We start from the raw sequence: 25,973 nt of genomic DNA, 5'->3' as shown, positions 1-25,973 counted from the left end.
CCGGGGTCGCCCGTACGGCTCAGGGGCGGGTCAGCCCTGCGGTCCCGGATACCCCAGCGACGTACCGATCCGCCCCGCCACATCGTCCCGGCGGACCGGGCCGCTCAGCGACGAACCCCGCATCCGGGTACGGCACTTGCTGGCCAGCAGCAGGCCGAAGGTCTCCGCCTCCCGCTCCTCGTCCTGGTCGAACCGGGTGCGCGCGGCGACCCGGTGCACGGCCGCCCGCAGCGCGTCCCGGTCGGTGTCGTCCGTCAGCAGCCGGGTGGCCACGCCCAGGCCGAGACCGTCGACCCGGTGGGCGGCGTGGTCGGTCTGCATGTGCCACAGCTCGTGGCCGAGGATCACCAACTGGTGGTCGGGCGCGGTGCGTTCCTCCACCACGACCAGATCCCGGTCGCTCATGTCCAGCCACAGCCCGCTCGCGGTGCCGGGCGGAAAGACCGACGTACGGAAGTGCACCGGGCGGCCGCGTCTGCGGCTCATCGCCGAGCACAGCGAGCGGTACAGCTCCTCGGGCGGCACCGGCGCGGGCCGCCGGTCCAGTTGTCCGACCAGTTCGGCGCAGAGCCGCCGCATGACCTTGGCGATGTTCTTGGACCCCATCCCGTTCACGCCCCCGGCTGCCGGACGCTCTCCAGCAGCATGTCCAGCCACTCCGCGACCTTGTCGCGGTGCTGGTCGGTGGGGAGCTGGGCGGCGCGCCAGGCGATCCCGCGCACCCCGTGGTCCTGGAGCAGCCGCTCCAGTGGGTCCTGTGCCGTCCCGGAGGCGGCCCGCTCGCGGTCCGCGAGCTTCTGCAGCAGCTCCTGCTCGATGTGCTGGAGGACGCCCGCGAGCGCCTCGGGGTCCTCCGCGGTGAGGAACCCGGCGTGCACGTGGAAGAACCGCTGGAGCGCGTCGCAGTGCTCCATCGTGGGGCGCCGGTCCCCGTTGATCAGGGCGCCGGCCTGCTGCCGGGACATGCCCGCGCCGTCCGCGATCTCCTGCTGGGTGTATCTGCGTCCGCCGGGCTTGAGCCGGGTGCGGCGCAGCAGGTCCAGCCGTTGCAGGAAGCGGGCCTGGACGTCCGGTTCCCCGGCCGGGCGGCCGGTCAGCAGCGCCTTGACCACGGGTTCCGGGACCCCGCTGCCGACCGAGAGCCGGGCGGTGTCGAAGACCTCGGAGTGCGGGACGCCGAGCCGGTCGGCGAGCGCGGTGACGCGGGCGACGACGGCCGGAAGCTGAGCGGTCGCCGTGGCGCCCGGATTCTCGTAGCCATCCGTCACCGACAGAACTCCTACGTCTTGGGGCGGCCGCGCGAGATCGGGCGCGCTTGTCACCCCCGGCCGCCGTGAACATCCCGGAGAGTAGCCCGTGGTTCGAACTCGCATCCAGGTCTCGCCACAACTGTGGCGAATTTCAGCCGTCAACAGGCATGAAATGCCACGATAGTTGACACGGCTCTCGTCGGAGCAGCAGGATCGCAGCGCCGCGTGCAGGCGGCCAAGGCAAGAGGGGTGACCACCCGATGGCACATCAGGCGGGAGGGCGGCGGCCGGTGTCCCGGTCCGTCCCCGAGAGCTGTGAGGCGCGGGACTATCTGGACGACTACGCCGCCGTGGTGGAGGCTGCCCCGTTCCCCTCGCTCGTCGTCGACCACCGCTGGAACGTCGTTCTGGCCAACGACGCCTTCGCCGCCCTCTTCGGAGAGGTCCGGCACCACCCCACCGCGATGCCCGGCGACAACTTCCTGCGCTTCGTCCTCTTCCACCCCGACGCGGGCCGGGTCCTCGGCGAGCACGAGCCGGCCTGGTGCCTGCCGATGCTGGCCCAGCTCAAGGCCGCGATGGAGGGCTACGGCCACGACCACGAACTCCAGGCGATACGCCGGGACGTGGCCCACGACCCCATCATGGAGGCCGCGTACCGGCAGGGGCTGCCGTACTGGATACACGCGGTAGGCGAGAGCGCGGCCCGGCTCGACGGCGCCGTACGCCTGCTGCACCACCCCGATCCGCGCCGGGGCACCGCCGAGTGCCGGGTGGTGGACGAGACCCCGCCCCTGCTGCGCGACCTGGGCCACCGGCGCCTGACGATGATCCCCCGGCAGCCGTCCGCCCCCGGCCGGCGCGCCCACCTGATGGTCGTGCCCACCCCATAGACCCGACCCGGCCCCGTCGGTGTTCAGGTCATCGACGGCGCCGGGTCTTCCGCACCCGCGACGCCCTTACGCAAGCTGCTTGCGTAACTTGCGCTACCCTTGCGCGCATGACGCGACGACTTGCGGAAGTGGCGAAGAAGGTCGGGGTCAGCGAGGCCACGGTCAGCCGGGTGCTCAACGGCAAGCCCGGAGTCTCCGACGCCACCCGGCAGTCGGTCCTCACCGCCCTGGACGTACTGGGCTACGAGCGCCCCACCCAGTTGCGCGGGGAGCGCGCCCGCCTGGTCGGCCTGGTCCTGCCGGAACTGCAGAACCCGATCTTCCCCGCGTTCGCCGAGGTCATCGGTGGCGCGCTCGCCCAGCTCGGGCTGACCCCGGTGCTGTGCACCCAGACCAAGGGCGGCGTCTCGGAGGCCGACTACGTCGAACTCCTCCTCCAGCAGCAGGTCTCCGGGGTCGTCTTCGCCGGCGGGCTGTACGCGCAGGCCGACGCCCCGCACGACCACTACCGCCGCCTCGCGGACCGCAGCATCCCGGTCGTGCTGGTGAACGCGGCCATAGAGCACCTCGGCTTCCCCGCCGTCTCCTGCGACGACACGGTCGCCGTCGAGCAGGCGTGGCGCCACCTCGCCTCCCTCGGCCACGAGCGCATCGGCCTGGTCCTCGGCCCCGGCGACCACGTCCCCTCCGCCCGCAAGCTCGCCGCCGCCCGCGCGCTGGCCGGGGAGCTGCCGGACGCCCATGTGGCCCGCGCCATCTTCTCCATCGAGGGCGGCCACGCCGCCGCCTCCCGGCTCATCGACCGGGGCGTCACCGGCATCATCTGCGCCAGCGACCCGCTCGCCCTCGGCGCCGTAAGGGCCGCTCGCCGCAAGGGACTTGACGTGCCAGGGCAGATCTCCGTGGTCGGCTACGACGACTCGGCGTTCATGAACTGCACCGAGCCCCCGCTCACCACCGTCCGCCAGCCCATCGAGGCCATGGGCCGGGCCGCCGTGGAACTGCTGAACGCGCAGATCGGCGGCACCGCCGTCCCCGCCGAGGAGCTGCTGTTCGAGCCCGAGCTGGTGGTCCGGGGCTCCACCGCGCAAGCGCCGCGCGACTGAGCGCTTTGCGGAGCCGGTTGACTGTCAAATAATTACAGATTCTGCGCGACATCTTGCGGCCCGGTGCCGTCGGTGCTTGAGTGTGCGGCGCCCACCGCTCCTGCCTTGAGGGGTCCACCGATGAGAAGCACCGGGTTCCGCCGCACCGTCGCCGCGATCGGCGTCTGTTCCTCGCTCGCCCTCACCGCAGCAGCCTGCGGCTCGGACGACGACAGCTCGGCGGGCGGCAAGACCCGCATCACCGTCAACTGCGAGCCGCCCAAGAGCGCCAAGGTCGACCGCCGGTTCTTCGACGAGGACATCGCCTCCTTCGAGAAGGCCCACCCGGACATCGACGTGGTCGCCCACGACGCGTTCCCCTGCCAGGACCCCAAGACCTTCGACGCGAAGCTCGCCGGCGGCCAGATGGAGGACGTGTTCTACACCTACTTCACCGACGCCCGGCATGTGGTCGACATCCACCAGGCCGCCGACCTCACCCCGTACGTCAAGGAGCTCAAGAGCTACGACACCATCCAGAAGCAGCTCCGGGACATCTACACCGTCGACGGCAAGGTCTACGGCATCCCGCGCACCGGCTACTCGATGGGGCTGATCTACAACCGCGCCCTGTTCAAGAAGGCCGGCCTCGACCCGGACAAGCCCCCGGCCACCTGGGACGAGGTCCGCGCCGCCGCCAAGAAGATCGCCGGACTCGGCAACGGCACCGTCGGCTACGCCGACTACAGCGCCCAGAACCAGGGCGGCTGGCACTTCACCGCCGAGCTGTACTCCCAGGGCGGCGACGTCGTCAGCGCCGACGGCAAGAAGGCCACCGTCGACACCCCCGAGGGCAAGGCGGTGCTGCGGAACCTGCACGACATGCGCTGGGCGGACGACTCCATGGGCAGCAAGCAGCTCCTCGTCATCAACGACGCCCAGCAGATGATGGGTTCGGGCAAGCTCGGCATGTACCTCTCGGCGCCGGACAACATCCCCATCCTGGTCAAGGAGAAGGGCGGCTCGTACAAGGACCTGGCGCTCGCCCCGATGCCCGGCGGCAAGGGCACGCTCATCGGCGGCGACGGCTACATGTTCAACAAGAAGGCCAGCCCCGCCCAGATCCGGGCCGGCCTCAAGTGGCTCGACCACATGTTCCTCACCCCCGGAGACGGCTTCCTCGGCGACTACGCCCGCGCCAAGAAGAACGACGCACCGGTCGGCCTGCCCGAGCCGCGCCTGTTCACCGGCGCCGCCGACGCCAAGGACCAGCAGGTCAAGAAGGCCAACGCCAACGTCCCGGTGGAGAACTACCAGTCCTTCCTGGACGGCAACCAGAGCCTCGACATGAAGATCGAGCCGCCGCACGCCCAGCAGATCTACTCGGTGCTCGACGGGGTCGTCTCCGCCGTCCTCACCAAGAAGGACGCGGACGTCGACCAGCTCCTCAAGGACGCGAACGGCAAGATCGACAGCATCCTGGCGCGGGGCTGACCACCATGACCAAGACGGCCGAGCGGCTCCCCGCGGCCGCCGCCCCCCTGGCCCCGCCCCCGGCCCCGGCGGGCGGCGGCCGGGGCCGCCGGGCCCTCACCGGCCAGGTCCGCGCCTACGGCTTCCTCCTCGGCGGCCTGATCTGCTTCGCCCTGTTCTCCTGGTACCCGGCGATCCGCGCCGTCGTCATCGCCTTCCAGCGCTACACACCGGGCTCCGCGCCCGAGTGGGTCGGCACCGCCAACTTCCGCCGGGTCCTGCACGATCCGGAGTTCGGCGCGGCCTGGCGCAACACCCTCACCTTCACCGTGCTCGCCCTCCTCGTCGGCTTCGCCGTCCCGTTCGTGCTCGCCCTGGTGCTGAACGAACTCCGGCACGCCAAGGCGTTCTTCCGGGTCGTGGTCTACCTCCCGGTGATGATCCCGCCGGTGGTCAGCGCCCTGCTGTGGAAGTGGTTCTACGACCCCGGCGCCGGCCTCGCCAACGAGACGCTGCGCGCCCTGCACCTGCCCACCTCGAACTGGTCCAACGGCACCGACACCGCGCTGATCTCCCTGGTGATCGTGGCCACTTGGGCCAACCTCGGCGGCACCGTCCTCATCTACCTCGCCGCCCTCCAGTCCATCCCCGGCGAGCTGTACGAGGCCGCCGAACTCGACGGCGCCAACCTGCTCCAGCGCATCCGGCACGTCACGATCCCGCAGACCCGGTTCGTGATCCTGATGCTGATGCTCCTTCAGATCATCGCCACCATGCAGGTGTTCACCGAGCCCTTCGTCATCACTGGCGGCGGCCCGGAGAGCGCGACCGTCACCGTGCTCTACCTGATCTACAAGTACGCCTTCCTCTACAACGACTTCGGCGGGGCCTGCGCCCTCAGCGTGATGCTGCTGGTGCTGCTCGGCGCCTTCTCCGCCCTCTACCTCCGGCTCACCCGCAGCGAGGGGGACGCATGAGCACCCGTACCGAGGAGGGCGCATGAGCACCCGTACCCTCATCTCCCCGGCCACCCTCGCCCGGCCGCGCGGAAAGGCCCTGTACTGGACGGTGTTCGGGGCCGTCGTCGTCCTCTTCGCGCTCGCCTTCCTGTTCCCCGTGTACTGGATGGCGTCCGGCGCGATGAAGTCCCCGGACGAGATCGCCCGTACCCCGCCCACCCTGGTCCCCGAGCACTGGCACCTGGACGGCTACACCGACGCCTGGGACCTGATGCAGCTCCCGCAGCACCTGTGGAACACGGTGGTGCAGGCGGCCGGTGCCTGGGCCTTCCAGCTCGTGTTCTGCACGGCCGCCGCGTACGCGCTGTCCAAGCTGAAGCCCGCCTTCGGCAATGTGGTCCTCGGCGGCATCCTCGCCACCCTGATGGTCCCGGCACAGGCGCTCGTCGTACCGAAGTACCTGACCGCGGCCGACCTGCCGCTGATCCACACCAGCCTGCTCAACGACCCGCTCGGCATCTGGCTGCCGGCCGTCGCCAATGCCTTCAACCTGTATCTGCTCAAGCGGTTCTTCGACCAGTTGCCCCGCGATGTGCTCGAGGCCGCCGAGATCGACGGCGCGGGGAAGCTGCGCACCCTGTGGTCGGTCGTGCTGCCCATGTCCCGGCCGGTGCTCGGCGTCGTTTCCATCTTCGCGCTGGTCGCCGTCTGGCAGGACTTCCTCTGGCCGCTGATGGTCTTCTCCGACACCGACAAGCAGCCGATCAGTGTGGCGCTCGTCCAGTTGTCGCAGAACATCCAGCTCACCGTGCTCGTTGCGGCCATGGTGATCGCCAGCATCCCCATGGTGGCGCTCTTCCTCGTGTTCCAGCGGCACATCATCGCCGGGATCAGCGCGGGCAGCACCAAGGGCTGACCCGGCCCCCTCGACAGACTCGACAGAAAGGGCACGCACCGTGGCACAGCCCACCCATGCCCGCAGGCAGGCCGACTGGTGGCGCTCGGCCGTCATCTACCAGGTGTACGTGCGCAGCTTCGCGGACGGCGACGGCGACGGCACCGGAGACCTCGCCGGGGTCCGCGCCCGGCTGCCCTACCTAGCCGACCTCGGCGTGGACGCCCTGTGGTTTAACCCCTGGTACCTGTCCCCGATGAAGGACGGCGGCTACGACGTCGCCGACTACCGCACCGTCGACCCCGCCTTCGGCACCCTCGCCGAGGCCGAGAAGCTCATCGCCGAGGCCCGTGAGCTGGGCATCCGCACCATCGTCGACATCGTGCCCAACCACGTCTCCGACCAGCACCCCTGGTTCCGGGCCGCGCTCGCCGCCGGCCCCGGCAGCCCCGAGCGCGAACTGTTCCACTTCCGCCCCGGTCGCGGCGCGCACGGTGAAGTACCGCCCAACGACTGGCCGTCGCAGTTCGTCGGCTCGACCGAGCCGGTGTGGACCCGGCTGCCCGACGGCGACTGGTACCTGCATCTGTTCACCCCCGAGCAGCCCGACCTCAACTGGGCCCACCCGGCCGTCCACCGCGAGCACGAGGACATCCTGCGCTTCTGGTTCGAGCGCGGTGTCGCGGGCGTCCGCATCGACTCCGCCGCCCTGCTCGCCAAGGACCCCGGCCTGCCCGACCTCGCCGGCGCCCCCGACCCGCACCCCTTCGTCGACCGCGACGAACTCCACGACGTCTACCGCTCCTGGCGCGCGGTCGCCGACGAGTACGGCGGGGTGTTCGTCGGCGAGGTCTGGCTCCCCGACGCCGAGCGCTTCGCCCGCTATCTCCGCCCCGACGAACTGCACACCGCCTTCAACTTCGCCTTTCTGTCCTGCCCCTGGGGCGCGGACCGGCTGCGCGCGGCCATCGACTCCACCCTCGCCGAGCACGCCCCCGTGGGCGCCCCCGCCACCTGGGTGCTGTGCAACCACGACATCACCCGCACCGTCACCCGCTACGGCCGTACCGACACCGGCTTCGACTTCGCCGCCAAGGCGTTCGGCACCCCCACCGACCTCGCGCTCGGCACCCGCCGCGCCCGCGCCGCCGCCCTGCTCTCCCTCGCCCTGCCCGGCTCGGTCTACCTGTACCAGGGGGAGGAGCTGGGCCTGCCCGAGGCGGACATCCCGGTGGACCGGATCGAGGACCCGATGCACCACCGCTCCGGCGGCACCGACCCCGGCCGCGACGGCTGCCGGGTCCCGCTGCCCTGGTCCGCGAACGCCCCGTACGCGGGCTTCGGCTCGCGCGAGGAGCCCTGGCTGCCGCAGCCGGCGGACTGGGCGGACTACGCGGCCGACCGGCAGGAGCGCGACCCGCACTCCATGCTCACCCTGTACCGCGAGGCCATCGCCGCCCGGCCCGCGTTCGGCGAGGGCCCGCTGACCTGGCTCCCCGCCCCCGAGGGCGTCCTCGCCTTCGCCCGTGCCGACGGCGCCCTGTGCGTGGTGAACCTCGCCGCCGACGCCGCCGATCTGCCCGCGCACGCCGAACTCCTGCTCAGCAGCGGCCCCTTGGACGAGTCGGGCCGGCTGCCGCAGGACACGGCGGTCTGGCTCCGCGCCTGAACCGCCCCACCCCGCACCTGCTATCCCCGGCACCCCCACCCTGAAGGGATCAGCACATGCACAGCAACAGCACCGCAAGACACCTGAGGAGCCTGCCCGCCCTGGGCGCCGTCGTCGCCCTCGCCGCGGGCATGACGGTCGCCCTGGCCCCGGCCGCGCAGGCCGCCTCCGGCGCCACCCTCCCGTTCACCTCCGTCGAGGCCGAGTCCGCCACCACCACCGGCACCAAGGTGGGCCCCGACTACACCCAGGGCAGCCTCGCCTCCGAGGCGTCCGGACGGCAGGCCGTACGCCTCAACTCCGGTCAGCGCGTGGAGTTCACCGTGCCGCGCGCGGCCAACGCCGTGAACGTCTCCTACAGCGTCCCGGACGGCCAGTCCGGCTCGCTCGCGGTGTACGTCAACGGCACCCGGATCGCCAAGACGCTTCCCGTCACCTCCAAGTACAGCTACATCGACACAAGTTGGATACCGGGCTCCAAGAACCACCACTTCTTCGACAACGCCCGCCTGTTGCTCGGCCAGAACGTCCAGGCGGGCGACAAGGTCGCCTTCGAGTCCACCGGCACCCAAGTCACCGTCGACGTGGCCGACTTCGAGCAGGCCGCGGCCGCCGTCACCCAGCCCGCCGGTTCGGTGTCCGTCGTCTCCAAGGGCGCCGACCCCAGCGGCGGCGGCGACTCCACCCAGGCGTTCCGCGACGCGATCGCGGCCGCGCAGGGCGGCACGGTGTGGATTCCGCCGGGCGACTACCGGATCACGTCCTCGCTCAGCGGGGTGCAGAACGTGACGCTGCGCGGCGCCGGGCACTGGTACTCGGTCGTGCACACCTCCCGCTTCATCGACCAGTCCAGCTCCTCCGGCAACGTCCATCTGCGGGACTTCGCGGTCATCGGCGAGGTCACCGAGCGCGTCGACTCCAGCCCGGACAACTTCGTCAACGGCTCGCTCGGCCCCAACTCGTCCGTGTCCGGCATGTGGGTCCAGCACCTGAAGGTCGGCCTGTGGCTGACGGGCAACAACGACAACCTGGTGGTCGAGAACAACCGCATCCTCGACACCACCGCCGACGGCCTCAACCTCAACGGCAACGCCCGCGGGGTGCGCGTCAGCAACAACTTCCTGCGCAACCAGGGCGACGACTCCCTCGCCATGTGGTCCCTCTACGCCCCCGACAGCAACTCCAGCTTCGAGAACAACACCATCTCGCAGCCAAACCTCGCCAACGGCATCGCCATCTACGGCGGCACCGACATCTCGGTCAAGAACAACCTGGTCTCCGACACCAACGCCCTCGGCAGCGGGATCGCCATCTCCAACCAGAAGTTCCTCGACCCCTTCTCCCCGCTGGCCGGCACCATCACGGTCTCGGGCAACACCCTGGTCCGCACGGGCGCGCTGAACCCCAACTGGAACCACCCGATGGGCGCGCTGCGCGTCGACTCCTACGACAGCGCCATCAACGCCACGGTCAACATCACTGACACCACGATCACCGACAGCCCGTACTCCGCCTTCGAGTTCGTGTCCGGCGGCGGACAGGGCTACCCGGTGCGCAACGTCAACGTGACCGGCGCGACGGTGAAGAACACCGGGACCGTGGTCGTGCAGGCCGAGGCGCAGGGCGCGGCCACCTTCAAGAACGTCACCGCCACCCAGGTGGGCGTCGCCGGGATCTACAACTGCCCCTACCCGGCGAACTCCGGCGCCTTCGCGCTCACCGACGGCGGCGGCAACTCCGGCTGGAACAGCACCTGGGCCGACTGCTCCACCTGGCCCCAGCCCGGCCAGGGCAACCCCGAGCCGGACCCGAACCGCAACCTGGTCAAGGGCCGCCCGGCCACCGCGACCGGCTCCCAGGACGTCTACACCCCCGGCAAGGCGGCCGACGGCGACGCCAACACGTACTGGGAATCGGCCAACAACGCCTTCCCGCAGTCCTGGACCTCCGACCTCGGCTCCGCCTACCCGGTCCGCCGCGTGGTCCTCAAGCTGCCCCCGTCCTCGGCCTGGGGCGCCCGCACCCAGACCATCGCCGTCCAGGGCAGCACGGACGGCTCGAACTTCACCACCGTGGCCGCGGCCAAGGACTACCGCTTCGACCCGGCGAGCGGCAACACCGTCACCGTCTCCCTCCCCAGCGGCACCAGCCTCCGCCACCTCCGCCTGACCGTCACCGGCAACACCGGCTGGCCGGCAGGCCAGTTCAGCGAGGTGGAGGCGTACCAGACCCCCTGACGAAAAAATATTCGTCAGGTACGGATCAAGCCACGATAGGGTGCCCCGGTGACCACGCAATCGAACATTCCCGCAGGCTCGATCCCCGACGCGAACGGGACCCCCGGCGGCACCCTCTTCACCGAGCCCGTGCTCGTGGTGAACCAGAAGGCCAAGCTCATCGAGCTGACCAACGAGTACAAGGTCATGGACCAGAACGGCCGTGACCTCGGTGCGGTGGTCGAGGTCGGGCAGGGCGTGCTCCGCAAGATCCTGCGCTTCGTGTCGAGCTGGGACCAGTTCCTCACGCACCGGCTGGAGATCCGGGACACCCAGGGGCAGCCGCAGTTGCTGCTCACCCGGCCCGCGAAGATCTTCAAGTCGCGCGTCCTGGTGGCCCGTCCGGACGGTTCGCAGGTCGGTGAGATCGTCCAGCAGAACATGATCGGCAAGATCAACTTCGCCATGAACGTGGACGGCCACCAGGTCGGCGCGATCAAGGCGGAGAACTGGCGGGCCTGGAACTTCGCCATCGTGGACCACGAGGGCACCGAGATCGCCCGTATCACCAAGACCTGGGAAGGTCTGGCCAAGACGCTGTTCACCACGGCGGACAACTACGTCCTCCAGATCCACCGCCCGCTGTCCGAGCCGCTGCGGAGCCTCGTCGTGGCGACCGCGCTCACCGTGGACACCGCGCTGAAGCAGGACTCGCGCGGCCTGGGCTGACAGGGCCGTACATGAGTAAAAGGGGCGGCCGGCGCATCACGCGCCGGCCGCCCCTTCCTGTCTACAGCCGCGCCGGCCGTCGTGGCCTCGACCGCCGCCGGGTCAGCCGCGGCTCCCGTGTCGCCGTGCCCGGCTCCAGCGCCAGTACCGCCGCCACCGGGTGCTCGTCGTCGTCCGGTCCCGGCGCGGGCGGGGGTACGGGCGCGCCGGCCGGGGTCGCGCGGGTCAGCAGGACCACGCCCCAGGCCGCCAGGCCCGCCCCGGCGAGGGCCAGCAGGATGCCGACGGCGCCGCCGTTGAGGCCCTGGCCGAGCAGGGTCAGGCCGATGACCGAGGCGGCCAGCGGGTTGGCCAGGGTGACCACCGCGAGCGGGGCGCCGAGCCCGCCCCGGTAGGCCGTCTGCGACAGCAGCAGGCCACCCGTGGCGAACGCGGCCACCAGCACCGCGACCACGATCACCAGCGGGCTCAGCGCCGGGCCGGTGCCCTGGGTGGCCGCCACCGTCGCGGTCTGGGTGAGCGCGGAGGCGACACCCGAGGCGAACCCGGACGCGGTCGCGTGCCTCAGGCCCGGCCGGGCGCCGGGGCGGCTCAGGGTGCCGATCACCGCGATGGTCGTCGCGGCGACCGCCAGCGCCGAGGGCAGGCTGAGTGCCCGCTCGGGCGCCGGACCCGAGGCCGCCATCAGCAGCGCGCCGAGACCGAGCAGCGTCAGCGCCGTACCCCGCCACTCCAGGGCGGTGACCCGGCGGCCGGCCGCCCGCGCGCCGAGCGGCACCGCCGCGACCAGGGTGAGGGCGCCGAGCGGCTGGACCACGGTGAGCGGGCCGTACCGCAGGGCGACGACGTGCAGCAGGGCGGCGCCCGCGTTCAGGCCGACCGCCGACCACCAGGCGCCGGTGCTCAGCATCCGCAGCAGGCCCGCGCCGAGGTTCCGGGAGGCGAGGCGCTCCTGCGCGACGGCCGCCGAGGCGTAGGCGACGGCCGATATCAGGGACAGGCCGATGGCGACCAGCAGTGCGGCGCTCATCGGGCCGGTCCCGCGAGCGCGGTGTCCTGCGGGAGGAGCCGGAGCCGGGCGGTGCCCGCGTTCCCCGGTCCCGCCGTGCGGTGCGGGGAGGGGATCAGGGTGAGCGCGGTGACCAGCAGGGCCGTCGCCACGATCGAGTCCAGCCAGTAGTGGTTGGCGGTGCCCACGATGACCGCCAGGGTGACCAGCGGGTGCAGCAGCCACAGCCAGCGCCAGCGGGACCGGGTGGCGGCGATCAGGCCGACGGCCACCATCAGCGCCCAGCCGAAGTGCAGCGAGGGCATCGCGGCGAACTGGTTGGAGAGGTGGTCGCTGGAGGGCGGCCCGTACACCGAAGGCCCGTATATCCGGGCCGTGTCCAGCAGGCCGGTGCCGCTCAGCATCCTGGGCGGGGCCAGCGGGAAGGTGAAGGTCAGCACCAGCGCCGCGCTGGTCACCAGGGCCAGGACCCGGCGGGCCCAGACGTAGTGGGCGGGGCGGCGCAGATACAGCCAGACCAGGAAGGCGACGGTGGCCGGGAAGTGCACGGTGGCGTAGTAGGTGTTCGCCAGGTGGACCAGGGTGTCGCCGTGCAGCAGCGCCGACTGGACGTCCGTCTCGGCGGGCAGATGGACGGCGCGCTCCAGGTGCCAGACCCGGTGGGCGTCGCGGAAGGCGTCCGAGGTGTGGCCGCTCGCGATCTGCCGCCCGAGCTTGTAGACCAAGAAGAGCCCCGCGACGAGCAGGAACTCCCGCAGAAGCGGTGGCCGGAGCGTTGAGTCCGGTTCCGTTCCGGCAGGCTCGGATCGGGCGTTCATCCCCCGGCCCCCTTCACTGACGGTGGTGCGTGCTGGGTCCGGACGGCTTCCGAACTCAGCGATACGTTTCCGTACCGATACGCCAGTGTACCGATACGGTCGAGTACCGGTACACTGGCGTATCGGTACAGTGCGACACACTGGGATCGGGCAGCACACGCCGGGGACGAGTGAGGGGAAGCCAGGTATGACGTCGCAGGCCGCGGACGAACCGGAGACGGTCGTCGCCTCGCGCCGCTCCAAGCTCACGCCCGAGCGTGAGCAGGAGTTCTTCGACGCCGTGCTCGACCAGATCCGCCACTGCGGCTACGAGTCCGTCACCATGGAGGGCATCGCCGCCAGCACCCGGTGCAGCAAGTCCACGCTCTACCGGCAGTGGAAGACCAAGCCCCAGTTCGTCGCCGCAGCGCTGCGCGCCAGCCGCAAGGTGCGGTTCGCCGGCATCGACACCGGCTCGCTCACCGAGGACCTGCGGCAGGCCGCGCGGGCCGCGGGGGACTGGTCGGGCAAGGACACCCGGCTGCTCCAGTCGCTCGGGCACGCCGTCACCGACGACCGGGAACTGGCCGAGGCGCTGCGCGAGGCGCTGGTCCACCCGGAGATCGCCGCGCTCCAGGAGATGCTGGAGCGGGGCGTGGCGCGGGGCGAGGTCCCGGCGGGCCACCCCGCGCTGGAGTACGTACCGGCGATGATGTTCGGCGTGCTGCGCGTGCGGCCTGTGCTGTGCGGGCAGTATGCCGACGCCGACTACCTGGCCGGGTTCGTGGAGGCCGTCGTGCTTCCCGCGCTCGGCCTGACGAGGAAACCGGCCGAGTAGGCCGTTGCAGACCCCAGGCCGCCGTTCACGGGATGACTGAACGGTGACCTGGACGCGCCGCACCGTGGGGACGGGGGCGGCGCACGCCCAGGCCGGGCGGGGTCCCCCTTGAGCGGAGGGGGATTCCGCCCGGCCCGGACTTTTTCGGGCGGCCCGGCTCAGACGTCCTGGCCGTTCCCCCCGCCGGACGACACCTTGATCCCCTTGAGGATCTCGTCCATCACCCCCGTGGACTGCCCCACGTCCAGCCCGAAGCGCACCACCAGCATCCGGCTCGGATCGGCGGGCGAGGGGAACGCGGCCGACTCCACATACCCGTCGGCGCCCTTGCTGGTGACCGCCTTCCAGCGCACCAGGTAGCCCTTCTGTCCGGCCACCGTCACCGCCCGCGACGCCAGCACCTGGTGCGAGGTGATGCCGCCGTAGGAGTTCCCGCCGTACGACTCCTCGGCGTTGGCCGCGACATCGGCCCTGGCGACCGCCTCGGCCGTCTCGCCGCGCGTGCCCAGCACCTGGGCCGGCGCCGAGTACGCGCCGCCCGCCGTGCAGTTCTTGGAGGTGTCGCCGGGACACTTGTAGGACTTGTCCGAGGTCACCTGGGCGCCGATGGCGAACGCCTGGCCGGTCCAGCCCTCGGGTACCGGCATGCTGATCCCGTTGACCGGGTCCGGCAGGGTGCCGCCACCGCGCACCTTGGGCGCGGCCGACCGGTCGGGGGACGGCGACTCCTGCGGGTCGCCCGGCCCTCCCTGCGGGCCGCCGGGCCCTCCCTGCGAATCGCCCGGCCCCTCCTGGCGGCGCTCCTGCCCCTGCCCGGGCCGAGAGTCGGCGCGGTCGCCGCCGCCGGAGTCCTTGGCCAGCGCGTACACGCCGACCCCGATGCACGCCAGCACCGCGGCCGCCGCCGCGACGGCTATGCCGGTGCGCAGTCCGCGCCGGTTCCCGGCCGGGGGCTGTGCGGGATACCCGCCGTACGCGTACGGCGGGTAGGCGGGCGGGGGAGCGGCCTGGGCCGACCCGGCCGGACGGACCTCGGCCGTCCAGGCGTTGCCGTCCCACCAGCGCTCGGTGGGCGGAGTGTCGTGCGTCTGTCCGGGGTCGGGATACCAGCCGGGAGGAGTCACCTGCGTCATGGGCATACCGTATGAGGAGTCGGTGAAAGCCGGATGAGAGCACCCGCCGTCAGGGCGCCCGGGCGTCCCCTACCGAATCACAGGTTTATCCGATTCCTGGTCAATAAGTCTGACTCTGAACAGAGTTGACGTAGACAGGGGCACAAACCGGCCGGTCGGGAGGGGTGTTCGTCAGCCGCGCCGGAACCCGGCTCACCCCGCGGGGCACCACCTGCCCGGAGCAGGCGCCAATGGCCCGTTCGGGCGGCTACGCTCGTTCTTCGTACGCCGTTCGGACTACCTGTGGAGGTAACGGGATGACGGAGGAGCGGCCACAGGCGGTCGCCTCGGGCTACCTGTGGGAGCGGGAAGCGGAGATCGCCACCGTCACCGAGGCGATCGAGCTGCTGTGCGCCGACCGGTCGTCCGCCGGCAGCCTCCTCCTCTTCCGCGGCGAGGCCGGACTCGGCAAGACCGCCCTGCTCGCCGAGATACGCCGCATCGCCGAACGCCGGGGCTGCGTGGTCTGGTCGGCCCGCGCGGGCGAGACCCTCAAGTCCGTCCCGTTCCACGTCCTGCGCCAGCTCCTCCAGCCCGCGCTCGCCGCCCTCACCCCGGACGAGGCCCGCGACCACCTCGGCTCCTGGTACCGACATCTCCGGCCCCGCCCTCGGCATCGTGGAGCCCGGCGAGGGCAGCCCCGACCCGAGCTATGTGTGCGACGGACTCGTGTACGCGGTGAGCCGCCTCGCCGACGACACGTATCCGCTGGTCCTCCTGATCGACGACGCCCACTGGGCCGACCTGGAGACGCTGCGCTGGCTCGCCGCCTTCGCCCAGCGCCTCGCCGACCTGCCCGTGCTCGTGGTGGTCGCCCGCAGGCCCGGCGAGGCCCACGGCGAGAGCGCCCGGCTGCTGGACGACATCGCCGCCGCGGGCCGCCCGATCAGCAACCTCAGCGCGCTCACCCCCGAGGCCACCGCCGGGCTCACCCGCGCCACCGTCGGCCCGCAGGCCGACGACCCGTTCTGCCGCGAGGTCTGGGCCGTCACCGGCGGCAACGCCTACGACACCGTGGAACTCCTCGCCAAGGTCCGCGACCGCGAACTCCAGCCCAGCGAGGACCGCGCCGCCGAACTGCGCGACCTCAACCGCTCGGCGCGCGGCGGCGGACTCGTCAGCCGGCTCCAGGAACTCGGCGTCGAGCCCACCAAGTTCGCCTGGGCGGCCGCCATCCTCGGCACCGGCAGCCCGGTCGGCCTGGTCGCCCGGCTCGCCATGATGGACGCCGGCACCGCCGCCCACTGCGCCGAGCTGCTCTGCGGCGCCCGTATCCTCGCCGAGGTCGCCCCCGACCCGGCCGCGCCCCAACCCCAGGACATCACCCTGGAGTTCGTGCACCCGCTGATCGCCTCCGCCGTCTACGACTCCATCACGGACGCGATGCGCACCGCCATGCACGGCATCGCCGCCAACATCGTCACCGAGACCGGCCGCAGCGCCGCCGAGGCCGCCCGGCACCTGCTCAAGGTGCACCCCGAGGGCGACGAGGCACTGGTCGAGCAACTGCGCGAGGCCGCCCGCGAACACCTCGCCGTCGGCGCCCCCGACGCCGCCTGCGCCTGCCTCGAACGCGCCCTGAAGGAACCCCCGTTGCCCGAGGTACGGGCCCAGGTGCTCTACGAACTCGGCCGCGCCCGGCTGCTGTCGGCGCCCGCGCTCACCATCGAGCACCTCCGCGACGCCCTCGCCGCCCCCGGACTCGACAGCGCCCAGCGGGTGGACGCCTCCATCCGGCTCTCCCAGGCCCTGCTCCACAACGACCAGTTGGAGGAGGCCGTCCGTACCGTGGAGGCCGAGGCCAACCGGCACGAACCGGGCCCGGTACGGATGCGGCTGCAGGCCGTGCAGTTCACCTGGGAGGCCGTGCACGGCGAGACCGTCTCCCCGGAACGCTCCCGGCGCCTGGCCGAACTCGCCGCCACCTGCACCGGACGCGACAACTCCGAGCGCGCCCTGCTGATCCTGCGCGGCTTCGACGCCATGACCCACGGCGAGAACGCCGAGCAGGTGGTCGAGCTGTGCGACCGCGCCCTGGTCAACGGCCGCCTCGCCCCCGGCCTCGGCTGGACCGACGACGAGTGGGGCGTCGAGCTGCTGATGATGCTCGGCAGCGCCTACGCCCACACCGACCGGCTCGACCGCGCCGAGAGCCTCTTCTCCGAGGCCCTGCGCGCCTACACCCGCGCCGGCTGGCACGGCGGCCACCTCTCGCTGGCCAACGCCTACCTCGGCCTCGCCTACCGCAGGCAGGGCAAGCTCCAGGACGCCGAGGGCGCGCTGCGCGAGGCGCTCCGGCTGGCCGAGCGGGTCGGCCGGGGCCTGCCGCTGTACTGGTCGGCGACCTGCGGCCTGGTCGACACCCTGCTCGCCCGCGGCCATGTCGCCCAGGCGTGGACCGTCGCCGAGAGCTACGGCTTCGCCCCGCCCTACCCCTCCACCATCGTGCTGCCCGACATCCGCTCCGTACGCGGACGGCTGCTGCTCGCCGTGGGCCGCACCGAGGAGGGCATCAACGAACTGGAGGCCGCCGAGAAGACCGCCGCCTCCCGAGGCGGCCACAACCCGGTGCTCGCGCCCTGGGCCGTCGACCTGGCCCGCGCCCTCGCCCCGCACGACCCGGAACGGGCCCGCGCGCTCCTCACCGACGCCCGCCGCCAGGCCGAGCGGTTCGGCACCGACACCGCCATAGGAGAGGCCCTGCGCTGCGCCGCCGCCCTGGAGACCGGCCCGCGCGCCGAACGCCTCGCCGCCAAGGCCGTCGCCTACCTGGAGGCGTCACCCTGCCAGTACGAGCACGCCGCCGCCCGCGTCGAGCACGGCATCCTCGCCCGCTCCCGCGCCGAACTCACCCGCGGCCTCGACCTGGCCCAGGCGTGCGGCGCCGACGGACTCGTGGCCCGCGCGAGCGGAGCGCTGGAGCACCTCGGCGGCTGAAACCCACTCACGCCCCGGGCGCACCGCCCAGGATCTCCGCCAGGTCGTAGCGCACCGGCTCCTCCAACTGGGCGAACGTACAGCTCTCCGGGGTGCGGTCCGGGCGCCAGCGGCGGAAGCGGGCGGTGTGCCGGAAGCGGCGGCCGTTCTCCATGTGGTCGTACGCCACCTCCGCGACCCGATCCGGACGCAGCGGCACCCAGGACAGGTCCTTCTTGCCCGACCAGCGGCTCGGCGCCCCCGGCAGCCGTGCCGTCTCGTGCGCCGCCTCCTCCGCCCAGCGCGCCCACGGATGCCCGCTCACGTCGTCCATCCTGAGCGGCGCCAGCTCCTCCACCAGCTCCGCGCGCCGCTTCATCGTGAACGCGGCGGCCACGCCCACGTGCTGGAGCGCGCCCTCGTCGTCGTACAGCCCGAGCAGCAGCGAGCCCACCACCGGGCCGCTCTTGTGCAGGCGGTACCCGGCGGCCACCACGTCCGCCGTCCGCTCGTGCTTGACCTTGAACATGGCCCGCTCGTCCTGGAGGTAGGGCACCGTCAGCGGCTTGGCCACCACCCCGTCAAGACCGGCGCCCTCGTACTGCTCGAACCAGCGGCGCGCCTCCGCCACGTCCGTCGTCGCGGGCGCCAGGTGCACCGGTGGGGTCACCCCGGCCAGCGCCCGGTCCAGCAGTGCCCGCCGGTCGGTCAGGGGGACGTCCAGCAGGGCGTGGTCGTCCAGCGCCAGCAGGTCGAAGGCGACGAAGGACGCCGGGGTGCGCTCGGCCAGCGTCCGCACCCGCGAGTCCGCCGGATGGATGCGCTCGGTCAGCGCGTCGAAGTCCAGATGCCCCTCCCGCGCGATCACGATCTCCCCGTCCACCACGCAGCGCGCCGGCAGCCGCTCCTTCAGCGCCGCCACCAGCTCGGGAAAGTACCTGGTCAGCGGCTTGCCGGTCCGGCTGCCCAGCTCGACCTCGTCGCCGTCGCGGAACACGATCGCCCGGAAGCCGTCCCACTTCGCCTCGTAGTGCATGCCGGGCGGGATCTTCGCCACCGCCTTGGCGAGCATCGGCTTCACGGGCGGCATCACCGGCAGGTCCATACGCCGATTCTGCGCGCCCCCACCCGCCACCGCCCGGTGTGCGGGCCGCGCGGGGTACGCCTACGGTGGCCGCATGGGCGATGCGGTGGAACTTCAGGTGGGCGGCCGGACCGTACGGCTGACCCACCCGGAGCGGGTGTTCTTCCCCGCGCACGGCTACACCAAGCTCGACATCGCCCAGTACTACGCGGCGGTCGGCCCCGGCGTGCTGCGCGCCCTGCGGGACCGCCCCACCACCCTCCAGCGCTACCCGGAGGGCCTGGAGGGGGAGTGGTTCTACCAGAAGCGCGCGCCGAAGAACATGCCGTCCTGGATTCCCACCGCCCACATCACCTTCCCCAGCGGGCGCAGCGCCGACGAGATGTGCCCCACCGAGGAGGCGGCCGCGGTGTGGGCCGCCCAGTACGGCACGCTCACCTTCCATCCCTGGCCGGTGCGCCGCGACGACGTCGACCACCCCGACGAACTCCGCCTCGACCTCGACCCGCAGCCCGGCACCGGCTACGAGGACGCGGTCCGCGCCGCCTTCGAACTCCGGGCGATTCTGGAGGAGTTCGGCGGCCTGCGGGGCTGGCCCAAGACCTCCGGCGGGCGTGGCCTGCACGTCTTCGTGCCCATCGAGCCGCGCTGGACCTTCACCCAGGTGCGGCGCGCGGCCATCGCCGTCGGCCGGGAGCTGGCCCGCCGGATGCCGGAGCACGTGACGGTGAAGTGGTGGAAGGAGGAGCGGGGCGAGCGCATCTTCCTGGACTACAACCAGACCGCGCGCGACCGCACCATCGCCTCCGCCTACTCCGTCCGCCCGCTGCCCGACGCCACCGTCTCCGCGCCGCTGCGCTGGGACGAGGTCGCCGACGCCCGGCCGCGCGACTTCGACATCGTCACCATGCCACGCCGCTTCGCCGAACTGGGCGATGTGCACGCCGACATGGACGACCACCGCTACTCCCTCGAAGCCCTGCTGGACCTGGCCCGCCGCGACGAGGCCGAGCACGGGCTCGGTGACCTGCCGTACCCGCCGGAGTACCCGAAGATGCCCGGCGAGCCCAAGCGGGTGCAGCCGAGCCGGGCGCGCAAGGACCAGGCGCCCTCCTGAGCCCGGAACGGCGCCGGGCCCCGCGGCTATCCTGATCACAGCCGCCGATGAGGAGCACCGAGTGACCGAGGCAGTGTCGCGTCCCACGCTGGAGGCAGTGGCCGCGCGGGCCGGGGTGTCCCGCGCCACCGTCTCGCGGGTCGTCAACGGCGGCGACGGCGTACGCGACTCGCTCGTCACCCGCGTCCGCCAGGCGGTCGACGAACTCGGCTACGTCCCCAACCAGGCCGCCCGCAGCCTGGTCACCAAACGGCACGACGCCGTCGCGGTCGTCATCGCCGAACCCGGCACCCGCGTCTTCGCGGACCCCTTCTTCGCCGCCCAGTTGCGCGGCATCAGCAAGGAACTCACCGCCCACGACAACCAGTTGGTCCTGCTGCTCACCGAGGGCCGCGACGACCACGCCCGCGTCGCCCGCTACCTCGCCGGCGGCCATGTCGACGGCGCCCTGGTCTTCTCCCTCCACCTGGACGACCCGCTGCCCGGCCTGATCCGCGACGCGGGCGTCCGCACGGTCTTCGGCGGCCGCCCCGACTGGGACGACGGGGACACCGGCGGCGCGGTGTACGTCGACAGCGACAACCGGGGCGGCGCCCGCGACGCGGTACGGCACCTCGTCGGCCTCGGCCGGACCCGGATCGCGCACATCACCGGCGCCCTGGACCAGACCTCCGCCGTGGACCGGCTGGACGGCTACCGGGACGTGATGGGCGACGCCGACCCCGGGCTGATCGTGGAGAGCGACTTCACCCCGGGCGGCGGCGAACACGCGATGCGCGAACTCCTCGCCCGGCGCCCCGACGTCGACGCCGTCTTCGCCGCCAACGACCTCACCGCCCTCGGCGCGCTCCGCGTCCTGCGCGCACACGGGCGCCGGGTCCCCGAGGACGTCGCGGTGATCGGCTTCGACGACATGGCCCCGGTGGCCGAACAGACCGACCCCCCGCTCACCACGGTCCGCCAGGACATAGAGGAGATGGGCCGCATCATGGCCCGCCTCCTCCTGGGCGGCGGACAGGCCGGGGGCGTCATCCTGCCGACCACGATCGTCCGCCGGGCGTCCGCCTAGGCGGTTTGCGCCGGGTCGCCCTTGATCACCGCGAACTCGTACCCGTGCGGGTCGGCGAGGCGGGCCAGGCGGCCCACGCCGGGGACGCTGGTGGCGGGGAGGCGTACCGAGCCGCCGAGTTCCGCCGCGCGGGCCACCGTGGCGTCGGTGTCGTCCGTGCCGAAGTACGGGAGCCAGGCGGGGGCAGTGCCGGCGGGGTCCTCGAAGGTGGGGACGATGCCGCCGAACATGGCGTCCTCGTCGGCGCCGCCGGGGTACAGCGAGGTGTAGACCCCGCCGGGGAACTCGACGCCGGAGGTCTCCACGCCGAGCACCCGGTGGTAGAAGGCCGCGGCCGCCGCCACGTCCGGGGTGTGCAGCTCGACCCAGCAGAGGGCGCCCGGCTCGGTCGCCGCGTCCAGGCCCTCCACCGGGTCCGGCTGCCAGACGCGGAACGCGGCCCCGGCCCGGTCCTTCAGGCCCGCCACCCGGCCGAGTCCCAGCAGCTCCGTCGGCCAGAACACCACCGCGCCGTGCGCCACCCCGGCGGCCTCGGCGGTGCCGAGCGCGTCCGCGCAGCGGAAGTACACCGTCCAGCCCGCCCGGCCGCGCTCCGGGTCCAGAGCCATCGCGCCGGCGGCCGTCCTGCCGCCGAGCTGGAGAAGGACATAGCCGCCCGTCTCCGGGCCGGCGGGCGCGGGCTGCCAGCCGAAGAGGCCGCCGTAGAAGGCGAGGCTCGACTCGAGATCGGGGGAGCCGAGGTCGATCCAGTTCGGAGCGCCGTCGGGGAAACGGGTGGTGAGCATGCGCGCCCTCCTCGGGGACCGGACCGTCCTTGGCACCGACGAGTCTGGCACCGGCCGGGGAGGATCGCCCCGCGCGCCGCCGTGCGCGGGCGTGTCCGCCCGGAGGATCATCGGGACGGCCCACTCAGCGCTTGTTGACACGGCGTTGATCAAACGTTTTTCGGCGCCCGGCACGATCCTGGCCATGCACATCGAGACGATCACACCGGCCGACCCCGCCTGGCAGGGCCAGGCCCTGTGCGCGCAGACCGGGGCGGACTTCTTCTTCCCCGAGCCCGGCAGTTCGGTGCGCGAGGCCAAACGGATCTGCGCCCTGTGCGAGATCCGCCCCGCCTGCCTCGACTACGCCCTGGCCCACGACGAACGCTTCGGCGTCTGGGGCGGCCTCTCCGAACGCGAACGGCTCGCCCTGCGCCGTACGGCCCGCTGAAGCACGGGCCCGTACGGCCTGACCTCAGCCGGCCGCCCGCGCCGCCATGCGCGCCTTGCGGGCCGCGAGGCGCTCGTCGAACTTGGCCGCCTCCGAGTCCAGTCCGCCCATGTACACGCCCAGCTCCTCCTGGGCCTTCAGGCCCTCCGGGCCGAGGCCGTCGATCTCCATGATCTTCAGGAAGCGCAGCACCGGCTGGAGCACGTCGTCGTGGTGGATGCGGAGGTTGTAGACCTCGCCTATGGCCATCTGCGCGGCCGCGCGCTCGAAGCCGGGGATGCCGTGGCCCGGCATGCGGAAGTCGACCACGACGTCACGGACCGCCTGCATGGTCAGGTCGGGCGCGATCTCGAACGCGGCCTTCAGCAGGTTCCGGTAGAAGACCATGTGCAGGTTCTCGTCGGTGGCGATGCGGGCCAGCATGCGGTCGCAGACCGGGTCGCCCGACTGGTGGCCGGTGTTGCGGTGCGAGATGCGGGTGGCCAGCTCCTGGAAGGCGACGTAGGCGACCGAGTGCAGCATCGAGTGCCGGTTGTCGGACTCGAAGCCCTCGCTCATGTGCGACATCCGGAACCGCTCCAGCGCGTCCGGGTCGACCGCGCGGGAGGCGAGCAGGTAGTCGCGCATCACGATGCCGTGCCGGCCCTCCTCGGCGGTCCAGCGGTGCACCCAGGTGCCCCAGGCGCCGTCCCGGCCGAACAGCGAGGCGATCTCGTGGTGGTAGCTCGGCAGGTTGTCCTCGGTCAGCAGGTTGACGACCAGCGCGACCCGGCCGATCTCGGTGACCTTGGACTGCTCCTTGCCCCACGCCTCGCCGTCCTCGAAGAGACCGGGGAAGTTGCGCCCGTCGCTCCACGGCACGTACTCGTGCGGCATCCAGTCCTTGGCGACCTTCAGGTGCCGGTTCAGCTCGGTCTCGACCACTTCTTCCAGTGCGAACAGCAGCCGCGCGTCGGTCCAGGCGGACGGGCTGCCGAGGTGAGGGGAGGTGATCGTCACGGGGGTACTCCAAAAAACGGCCGAGCAGAAAAGGGAGATTCGTCGACATGTCCACCCAGGAGGGCGGCATCGTGAACCTACGGCTTCGTAGCCTACGTGTCCGTAGGTTACGAAGCCGTAGGTTAAGGCGGGCGTAAGGACCCCCCGCTAGCCGATCTCCTCCCGTGTCGCGTCCCGCACCTCCCCGTCGGCCACCAGCAGCCAGCGGGTGATGCCGAGGGAGTCCAGGAACGGCAGATCGTGCCCGGCGACGATCAGCGCGCCCTCGTACGACGCCAGCGCCGAGGTCAGTTGGCGCACGCTCGCCATGTCCAGGTTGTTGGTCGGCTCGTCCAACAGCAGCAGTTGCGGGGCGGGTTCGGCCAGTAGCAGCGCGGCCAGCGCGGCCCGGAAGCGTTCGCCGCCGGAGAGGGTGCCGGCCAACTGGTCGGCCCGCTTGCCCCGGAACAGGAAGCGGGCCAGCCGGGCGCGGACCCGGTTGGGCGTGGCACCCGGCGCGAACCGGGCCACGTTCTCCGCGACCGTCGCCCCGTCGTCCAGCACATCCAGCCGCTGGGGCAGGAAACGCAGCGGCACATGGGCCTCGGCAAGACCGGCGAGCGGGGGCAGCTCCCCGGCGATCGTCCGCAACAGGGTCGTCTTCCCGGCCCCGTTGCGGCCGACCAGCGCGATCCGCTCCGGGCCCCGCAGGTCCAACAGGCCGGGCACGCGCGGCCCGTGGACCGTTTCCAGCTTCTCCAGCGTGAGCACCTGCCGGCCCGGCGGCACGGCGGTGTAGGGCAGTTCGACGCGGATCTCGTCGTCGTCCCGGACCGCCTCCACCGCCTCGTCCAGCCGCTCCCGGGCCTCCGCGAGGCGCTCCTCGTGCATGATGCGGTGCTTGCCCGCGGACTCCTGGGCGGCGCGTTTGCGGGCGCCCATCACGATCTTCGGCTCGCGCTTGGAGTCGTACATCTTCTGCCCGTACCGCTTGCGGCGGGCCAGCTTCATATGGGCGTCGGTGAGTTCGCGGCGCTGTTTGCGGACGTCGGCCTCCGCCGCGCGCACCGTCCGTTCGGCGGCCTCCTGTTCGACGGCGAGGGCTTCCTCGTAGGCGGAGTAGTTGCCGCCGTACCAGGCGACCTCGCCGGCGCGGAGGTCGGCGATCTGGTCGACCAGGTCCAGCAGTTCGCGGTCGTGGCTGACCACGACGAGGACGCCGGGCCAGGAGGCCACGGCCGCGTACAGCCGGCGGCGGGCGTACAGGTCGAGGTTGTTGGTGGGCTCGTCCAGCAGCAGGACGTCGGGGCGGCGCAGCAGCAGCGCGGCCAGCCGGAGCAGTACCGACTCGCCGCCGGAGACCTCGCCGACCGTGCGGTCCAGGCCGATGTGGCCGAGGCCGAGTTCGCCGAGGGTGACCAGGGCGCGTTCCTCCACGTCCCAGTCCTCGTCGAGGGTCTCGAAGTGCTCCTCGGCCGCGTCGCCCGCCTCGATGGCGTGCAGCGCGGCCCGCTTGGCGGCGATGCCGAGGGCCTGGTCGACGCGGAGGGCGGTGTCCAGGGTGACGTTCTGCGGGAGCAGGCCGATCTCGCCGGACACCCTGATCGTGCCGTCGGTGGGGACGAGGGCGCCGGAGAGCAGTTTCAGCAGGGTGGACTTGCCCGAGCCGTTGGCGCCGACCAGCCCGGTGCGGCCGGGGCCGAAAGAGATGTCGAGGCCGTCCAGGACGGGGGTGCCGTCCGGCCAGGCGAAGGTCAGGGAGGTGGCGGAGAGGGAAGACGCGGGTGATGACATACGGGCCTCACGGGTGCCGGGTGCGGTCTGGTCGGGGGAGCTGACGAGACACCGCGGGGCGGAAACCGGAAGCCTGGAGGCACGGGGGCCGGGAGAACTTGGCCCGAGGGGGACCAAGAAAAAGGGGCCTGTGCCTGAGGGACGGCTCGTACGCCGAGGTCGAACGCCACGCACACCTCTACCGGTGTGAACGCGATGTCTCCTGACCTCAGACGAGCAACGTCCTTCTCCTATCGACGGCAACAGAACCGCTGTACACGCTACGAACGGCTGTGAAGCCTGTCAACGCGATTAACGCGGGACCGGTCAGCCGGAGTCCCGCATCAGCTCGGCCAGCCCCTGGTCGAGGTCGAGCTGCAGGTGCTCCAGGCCCACCGGCACCAGTTCGCCGGCCGCCCGCAGAAAGCGCCGGATCTCCCCGGAGCGCACATGCACCACAGCGGTGCCCTCCGGCGCGTGGAACTCCAGCACGGTGCGGTCGTAGCCGTAGGGCCGGACTCGTACGTCCCCCTGGCCCTGCGGTTCGTGCAGCCCGGCGGACAGCAGCTCGCGGGAGAAGGTCCAGCAGACCTCCACGCCCGCCAGGGTGGCCGGGGCGGGGAAGGTCATCCGGACGGCGTAGGGGTCGCGCCGGTCGTAGTGCAGGGCGGCGGGAATGCTCGGCATGCGGGGCGCGGCGGCGACCAGACGCGCCTCCACGATTGCCTCGATCACGGTGGACAAAGCCTGTGCTCCCTCGGACGGCTGGACACTGCTCCTCGGCGGGTCGCGGCCCGACACCGGGAGAGACGTCGGAAGCCTCCGTTCCGTGCACA

General features: G+C 72.1%; 22 protein-coding genes and 1 pseudogene. 13 read left to right on the top strand and 10 right to left on the bottom strand.

What is annotated here, in order from left to right; all coding sequences use genetic code 11:
* Positions 1 to 30: 30 nt before the first annotated feature.
* Together E5083_RS14315 and E5083_RS14310 are read right to left on the bottom strand one after the other, a co-directional pair.
* Positions 31 to 579, bottom strand: a complete 549-nt coding sequence (locus E5083_RS14315) for a toxin-antitoxin system, toxin component (protein WP_135786516.1) — start codon at positions 577 to 579, stop codon at positions 31 to 33.
* Between the two features lie 32 nt (positions 580 to 611).
* Positions 612 to 1,268 (bottom strand): helix-turn-helix domain-containing protein, encoded by a 657-nt coding sequence (locus tag E5083_RS14310; protein ID WP_135786065.1) that lies wholly within the window; start codon positions 1,266 to 1,268, stop codon positions 612 to 614.
* Between the two features lie 242 nt (positions 1,269 to 1,510).
* On the opposite strand from E5083_RS14310, the gene E5083_RS14305 reads away from it, so the two are divergent.
* The 8 genes from E5083_RS14305 (at position 1,511) to E5083_RS14270 (ending at position 11,169) form a co-directional block, all read left to right on the top strand.
* Positions 1,511 to 2,143 (top strand): MmyB family transcriptional regulator, encoded by a 633-nt coding sequence (locus tag E5083_RS14305; RefSeq protein WP_135786064.1) that lies wholly within the window; start codon positions 1,511 to 1,513, stop codon positions 2,141 to 2,143.
* 107 nt (positions 2,144 to 2,250) lie between these two features.
* Complete coding sequence (locus E5083_RS14300) at positions 2,251 to 3,249, top strand: LacI family DNA-binding transcriptional regulator (RefSeq protein WP_208754050.1); 999 nt, start codon at positions 2,251 to 2,253, stop codon at positions 3,247 to 3,249.
* A 120-nt stretch (positions 3,250 to 3,369) separates the two neighbouring features.
* Positions 3,370 to 4,722 (top strand): ABC transporter substrate-binding protein, encoded by a 1,353-nt coding sequence (locus tag E5083_RS14295; RefSeq protein ID WP_135786063.1) that lies wholly within the window; start codon positions 3,370 to 3,372, stop codon positions 4,720 to 4,722.
* 5 nt (positions 4,723 to 4,727) lie between these two features.
* Entirely contained in the window at positions 4,728 to 5,678 is a 951-nt protein-coding gene (locus tag E5083_RS14290) for a carbohydrate ABC transporter permease (protein WP_135786062.1), read from the top strand.
* A gap of 22 nt (positions 5,679 to 5,700) precedes the next feature.
* A complete protein-coding gene (locus E5083_RS14285; protein ID WP_135786061.1) occupies positions 5,701 to 6,576 on the top strand; it encodes a carbohydrate ABC transporter permease in 876 nt (291 codons plus the stop codon).
* 40 nt (positions 6,577 to 6,616) lie between these two features.
* Entirely contained in the window at positions 6,617 to 8,224 is a 1,608-nt protein-coding gene (locus tag E5083_RS14280) for a glycoside hydrolase family 13 protein (RefSeq protein ID WP_135786060.1), read from the top strand.
* Between the two features lie 56 nt (positions 8,225 to 8,280).
* Entirely contained in the window at positions 8,281 to 10,461 is a 2,181-nt protein-coding gene (locus tag E5083_RS14275; protein ID WP_135786059.1) for a discoidin domain-containing protein, read from the top strand.
* A 48-nt stretch (positions 10,462 to 10,509) separates the two neighbouring features.
* Positions 10,510 to 11,169, top strand: coding sequence for an LURP-one-related/scramblase family protein (locus E5083_RS14270; protein WP_135786058.1), 660 nt, complete (start codon positions 10,510 to 10,512; stop codon positions 11,167 to 11,169).
* A 61-nt stretch (positions 11,170 to 11,230) separates the two neighbouring features.
* Here the strand turns inward: E5083_RS14270 and E5083_RS14265 are convergent, their stop codons facing one another.
* Together E5083_RS14265 and E5083_RS14260 are read right to left on the bottom strand one after the other, a co-directional pair.
* Entirely contained in the window at positions 11,231 to 12,199 is a 969-nt protein-coding gene (locus E5083_RS14265; protein WP_135786057.1) for a DMT family protein, read from the bottom strand.
* Entirely contained in the window at positions 12,196 to 12,996 is an 801-nt protein-coding gene (locus E5083_RS14260) for a phosphatase PAP2 family protein (protein ID WP_135786056.1), read from the bottom strand. The genes E5083_RS14265 and E5083_RS14260 overlap by 4 nt, the downstream gene beginning before the upstream one ends.
* Positions 12,997 to 13,183: 187 nt before the next feature.
* Here E5083_RS14260 and E5083_RS14255 point away from each other — a divergent pair, with 187 nt between their 5' ends.
* On the top strand, positions 13,184 to 13,813 hold the full coding sequence (locus E5083_RS14255; RefSeq protein WP_135786055.1) for a TetR/AcrR family transcriptional regulator: 630 nt from the start codon (positions 13,184 to 13,186) through the stop codon (positions 13,811 to 13,813).
* 158 nt (positions 13,814 to 13,971) lie between these two features.
* Here E5083_RS14255 and E5083_RS14250 read toward each other — a convergent pair whose 3' ends face one another.
* Positions 13,972 to 14,946, bottom strand: coding sequence for a DUF2510 domain-containing protein (locus E5083_RS14250; protein WP_135786054.1), 975 nt, complete (start codon positions 14,944 to 14,946; stop codon positions 13,972 to 13,974).
* A gap of 296 nt (positions 14,947 to 15,242) precedes the next feature.
* On the opposite strand from E5083_RS14250, the pseudogene E5083_RS14245 reads away from it, so the two are divergent.
* Positions 15,243 to 17,922: pseudogene (locus E5083_RS14245) on the top strand (ATP-binding protein).
* A 7-nt stretch (positions 17,923 to 17,929) separates the two neighbouring features.
* Here the strand turns inward: E5083_RS14245 and E5083_RS14240 are convergent.
* Positions 17,930 to 19,006: an ATP-dependent DNA ligase gene (locus E5083_RS14240; RefSeq protein WP_135786053.1), complete on the bottom strand. Its 1,077-nt coding sequence runs from the start codon at positions 19,004 to 19,006 to the stop codon at positions 17,930 to 17,932.
* 73 nt (positions 19,007 to 19,079) lie between these two features.
* Between E5083_RS14240 and ligD the strand changes: the two genes are divergently transcribed.
* Positions 19,080 to 20,102 carry a non-homologous end-joining DNA ligase gene (ligD, locus tag E5083_RS14235; protein ID WP_135786052.1) on the top strand — a complete coding sequence of 341 codons (1,023 nt, stop codon included), beginning with the start codon at positions 19,080 to 19,082 and terminating at the stop codon, positions 20,100 to 20,102.
* Positions 20,103 to 20,163: 61 nt separating this feature from the next.
* Positions 20,164 to 21,171 (top strand): LacI family DNA-binding transcriptional regulator, encoded by a 1,008-nt coding sequence (locus E5083_RS14230; RefSeq protein WP_135786051.1) that lies wholly within the window; start codon positions 20,164 to 20,166, stop codon positions 21,169 to 21,171.
* Here the strand turns inward: E5083_RS14230 and E5083_RS14225 are convergent.
* Positions 21,168 to 21,956 carry a VOC family protein gene (locus tag E5083_RS14225; RefSeq protein ID WP_135786050.1) on the bottom strand — a complete coding sequence of 263 codons (789 nt, stop codon included), beginning with the start codon at positions 21,954 to 21,956 and terminating at the stop codon, positions 21,168 to 21,170. The two genes, E5083_RS14230 and E5083_RS14225, sit on opposite strands and share 4 nt — an antisense overlap.
* 184 nt (positions 21,957 to 22,140) lie before the next feature.
* Here E5083_RS14225 and E5083_RS14220 point away from each other — a divergent pair, with 184 nt between their 5' ends.
* Positions 22,141 to 22,386, top strand: a complete 246-nt coding sequence (locus E5083_RS14220) for a WhiB family transcriptional regulator (protein ID WP_031183589.1) — start codon at positions 22,141 to 22,143, stop codon at positions 22,384 to 22,386.
* Between the two features lie 24 nt (positions 22,387 to 22,410).
* Here E5083_RS14220 and E5083_RS14215 read toward each other — a convergent pair whose 3' ends face one another.
* From E5083_RS14215 to ssgD, 3 genes are all read right to left on the bottom strand, one after another.
* Positions 22,411 to 23,385 (bottom strand): acyl-ACP desaturase, encoded by a 975-nt coding sequence (locus tag E5083_RS14215; RefSeq protein ID WP_135786049.1) that lies wholly within the window; start codon positions 23,383 to 23,385, stop codon positions 22,411 to 22,413.
* A gap of 147 nt (positions 23,386 to 23,532) precedes the next feature.
* Positions 23,533 to 25,158 carry an ABC-F family ATP-binding cassette domain-containing protein gene (locus tag E5083_RS14210; protein ID WP_135786048.1) on the bottom strand — a complete coding sequence of 542 codons (1,626 nt, stop codon included), beginning with the start codon at positions 25,156 to 25,158 and terminating at the stop codon, positions 23,533 to 23,535.
* Positions 25,159 to 25,464: 306 nt separating this feature from the next.
* On the bottom strand, positions 25,465 to 25,881 hold the full coding sequence (gene ssgD / locus E5083_RS14205) for a spore wall synthesis regulator SsgD (RefSeq protein WP_130329034.1): 417 nt from the start codon (positions 25,879 to 25,881) through the stop codon (positions 25,465 to 25,467).
* Between the last annotated feature and the right edge of the window lie 92 nt (positions 25,882 to 25,973).

The organism is Streptomyces bauhiniae (assembly GCF_004784475.1).
Classification (GTDB): domain Bacteria; phylum Actinomycetota; class Actinomycetes; order Streptomycetales; family Streptomycetaceae; genus Streptomyces; species Streptomyces seoulensis.
Note: the sequence above shows the minus strand (reverse complement) of the source record. Positions and strands in the feature narration are given on the sequence as shown.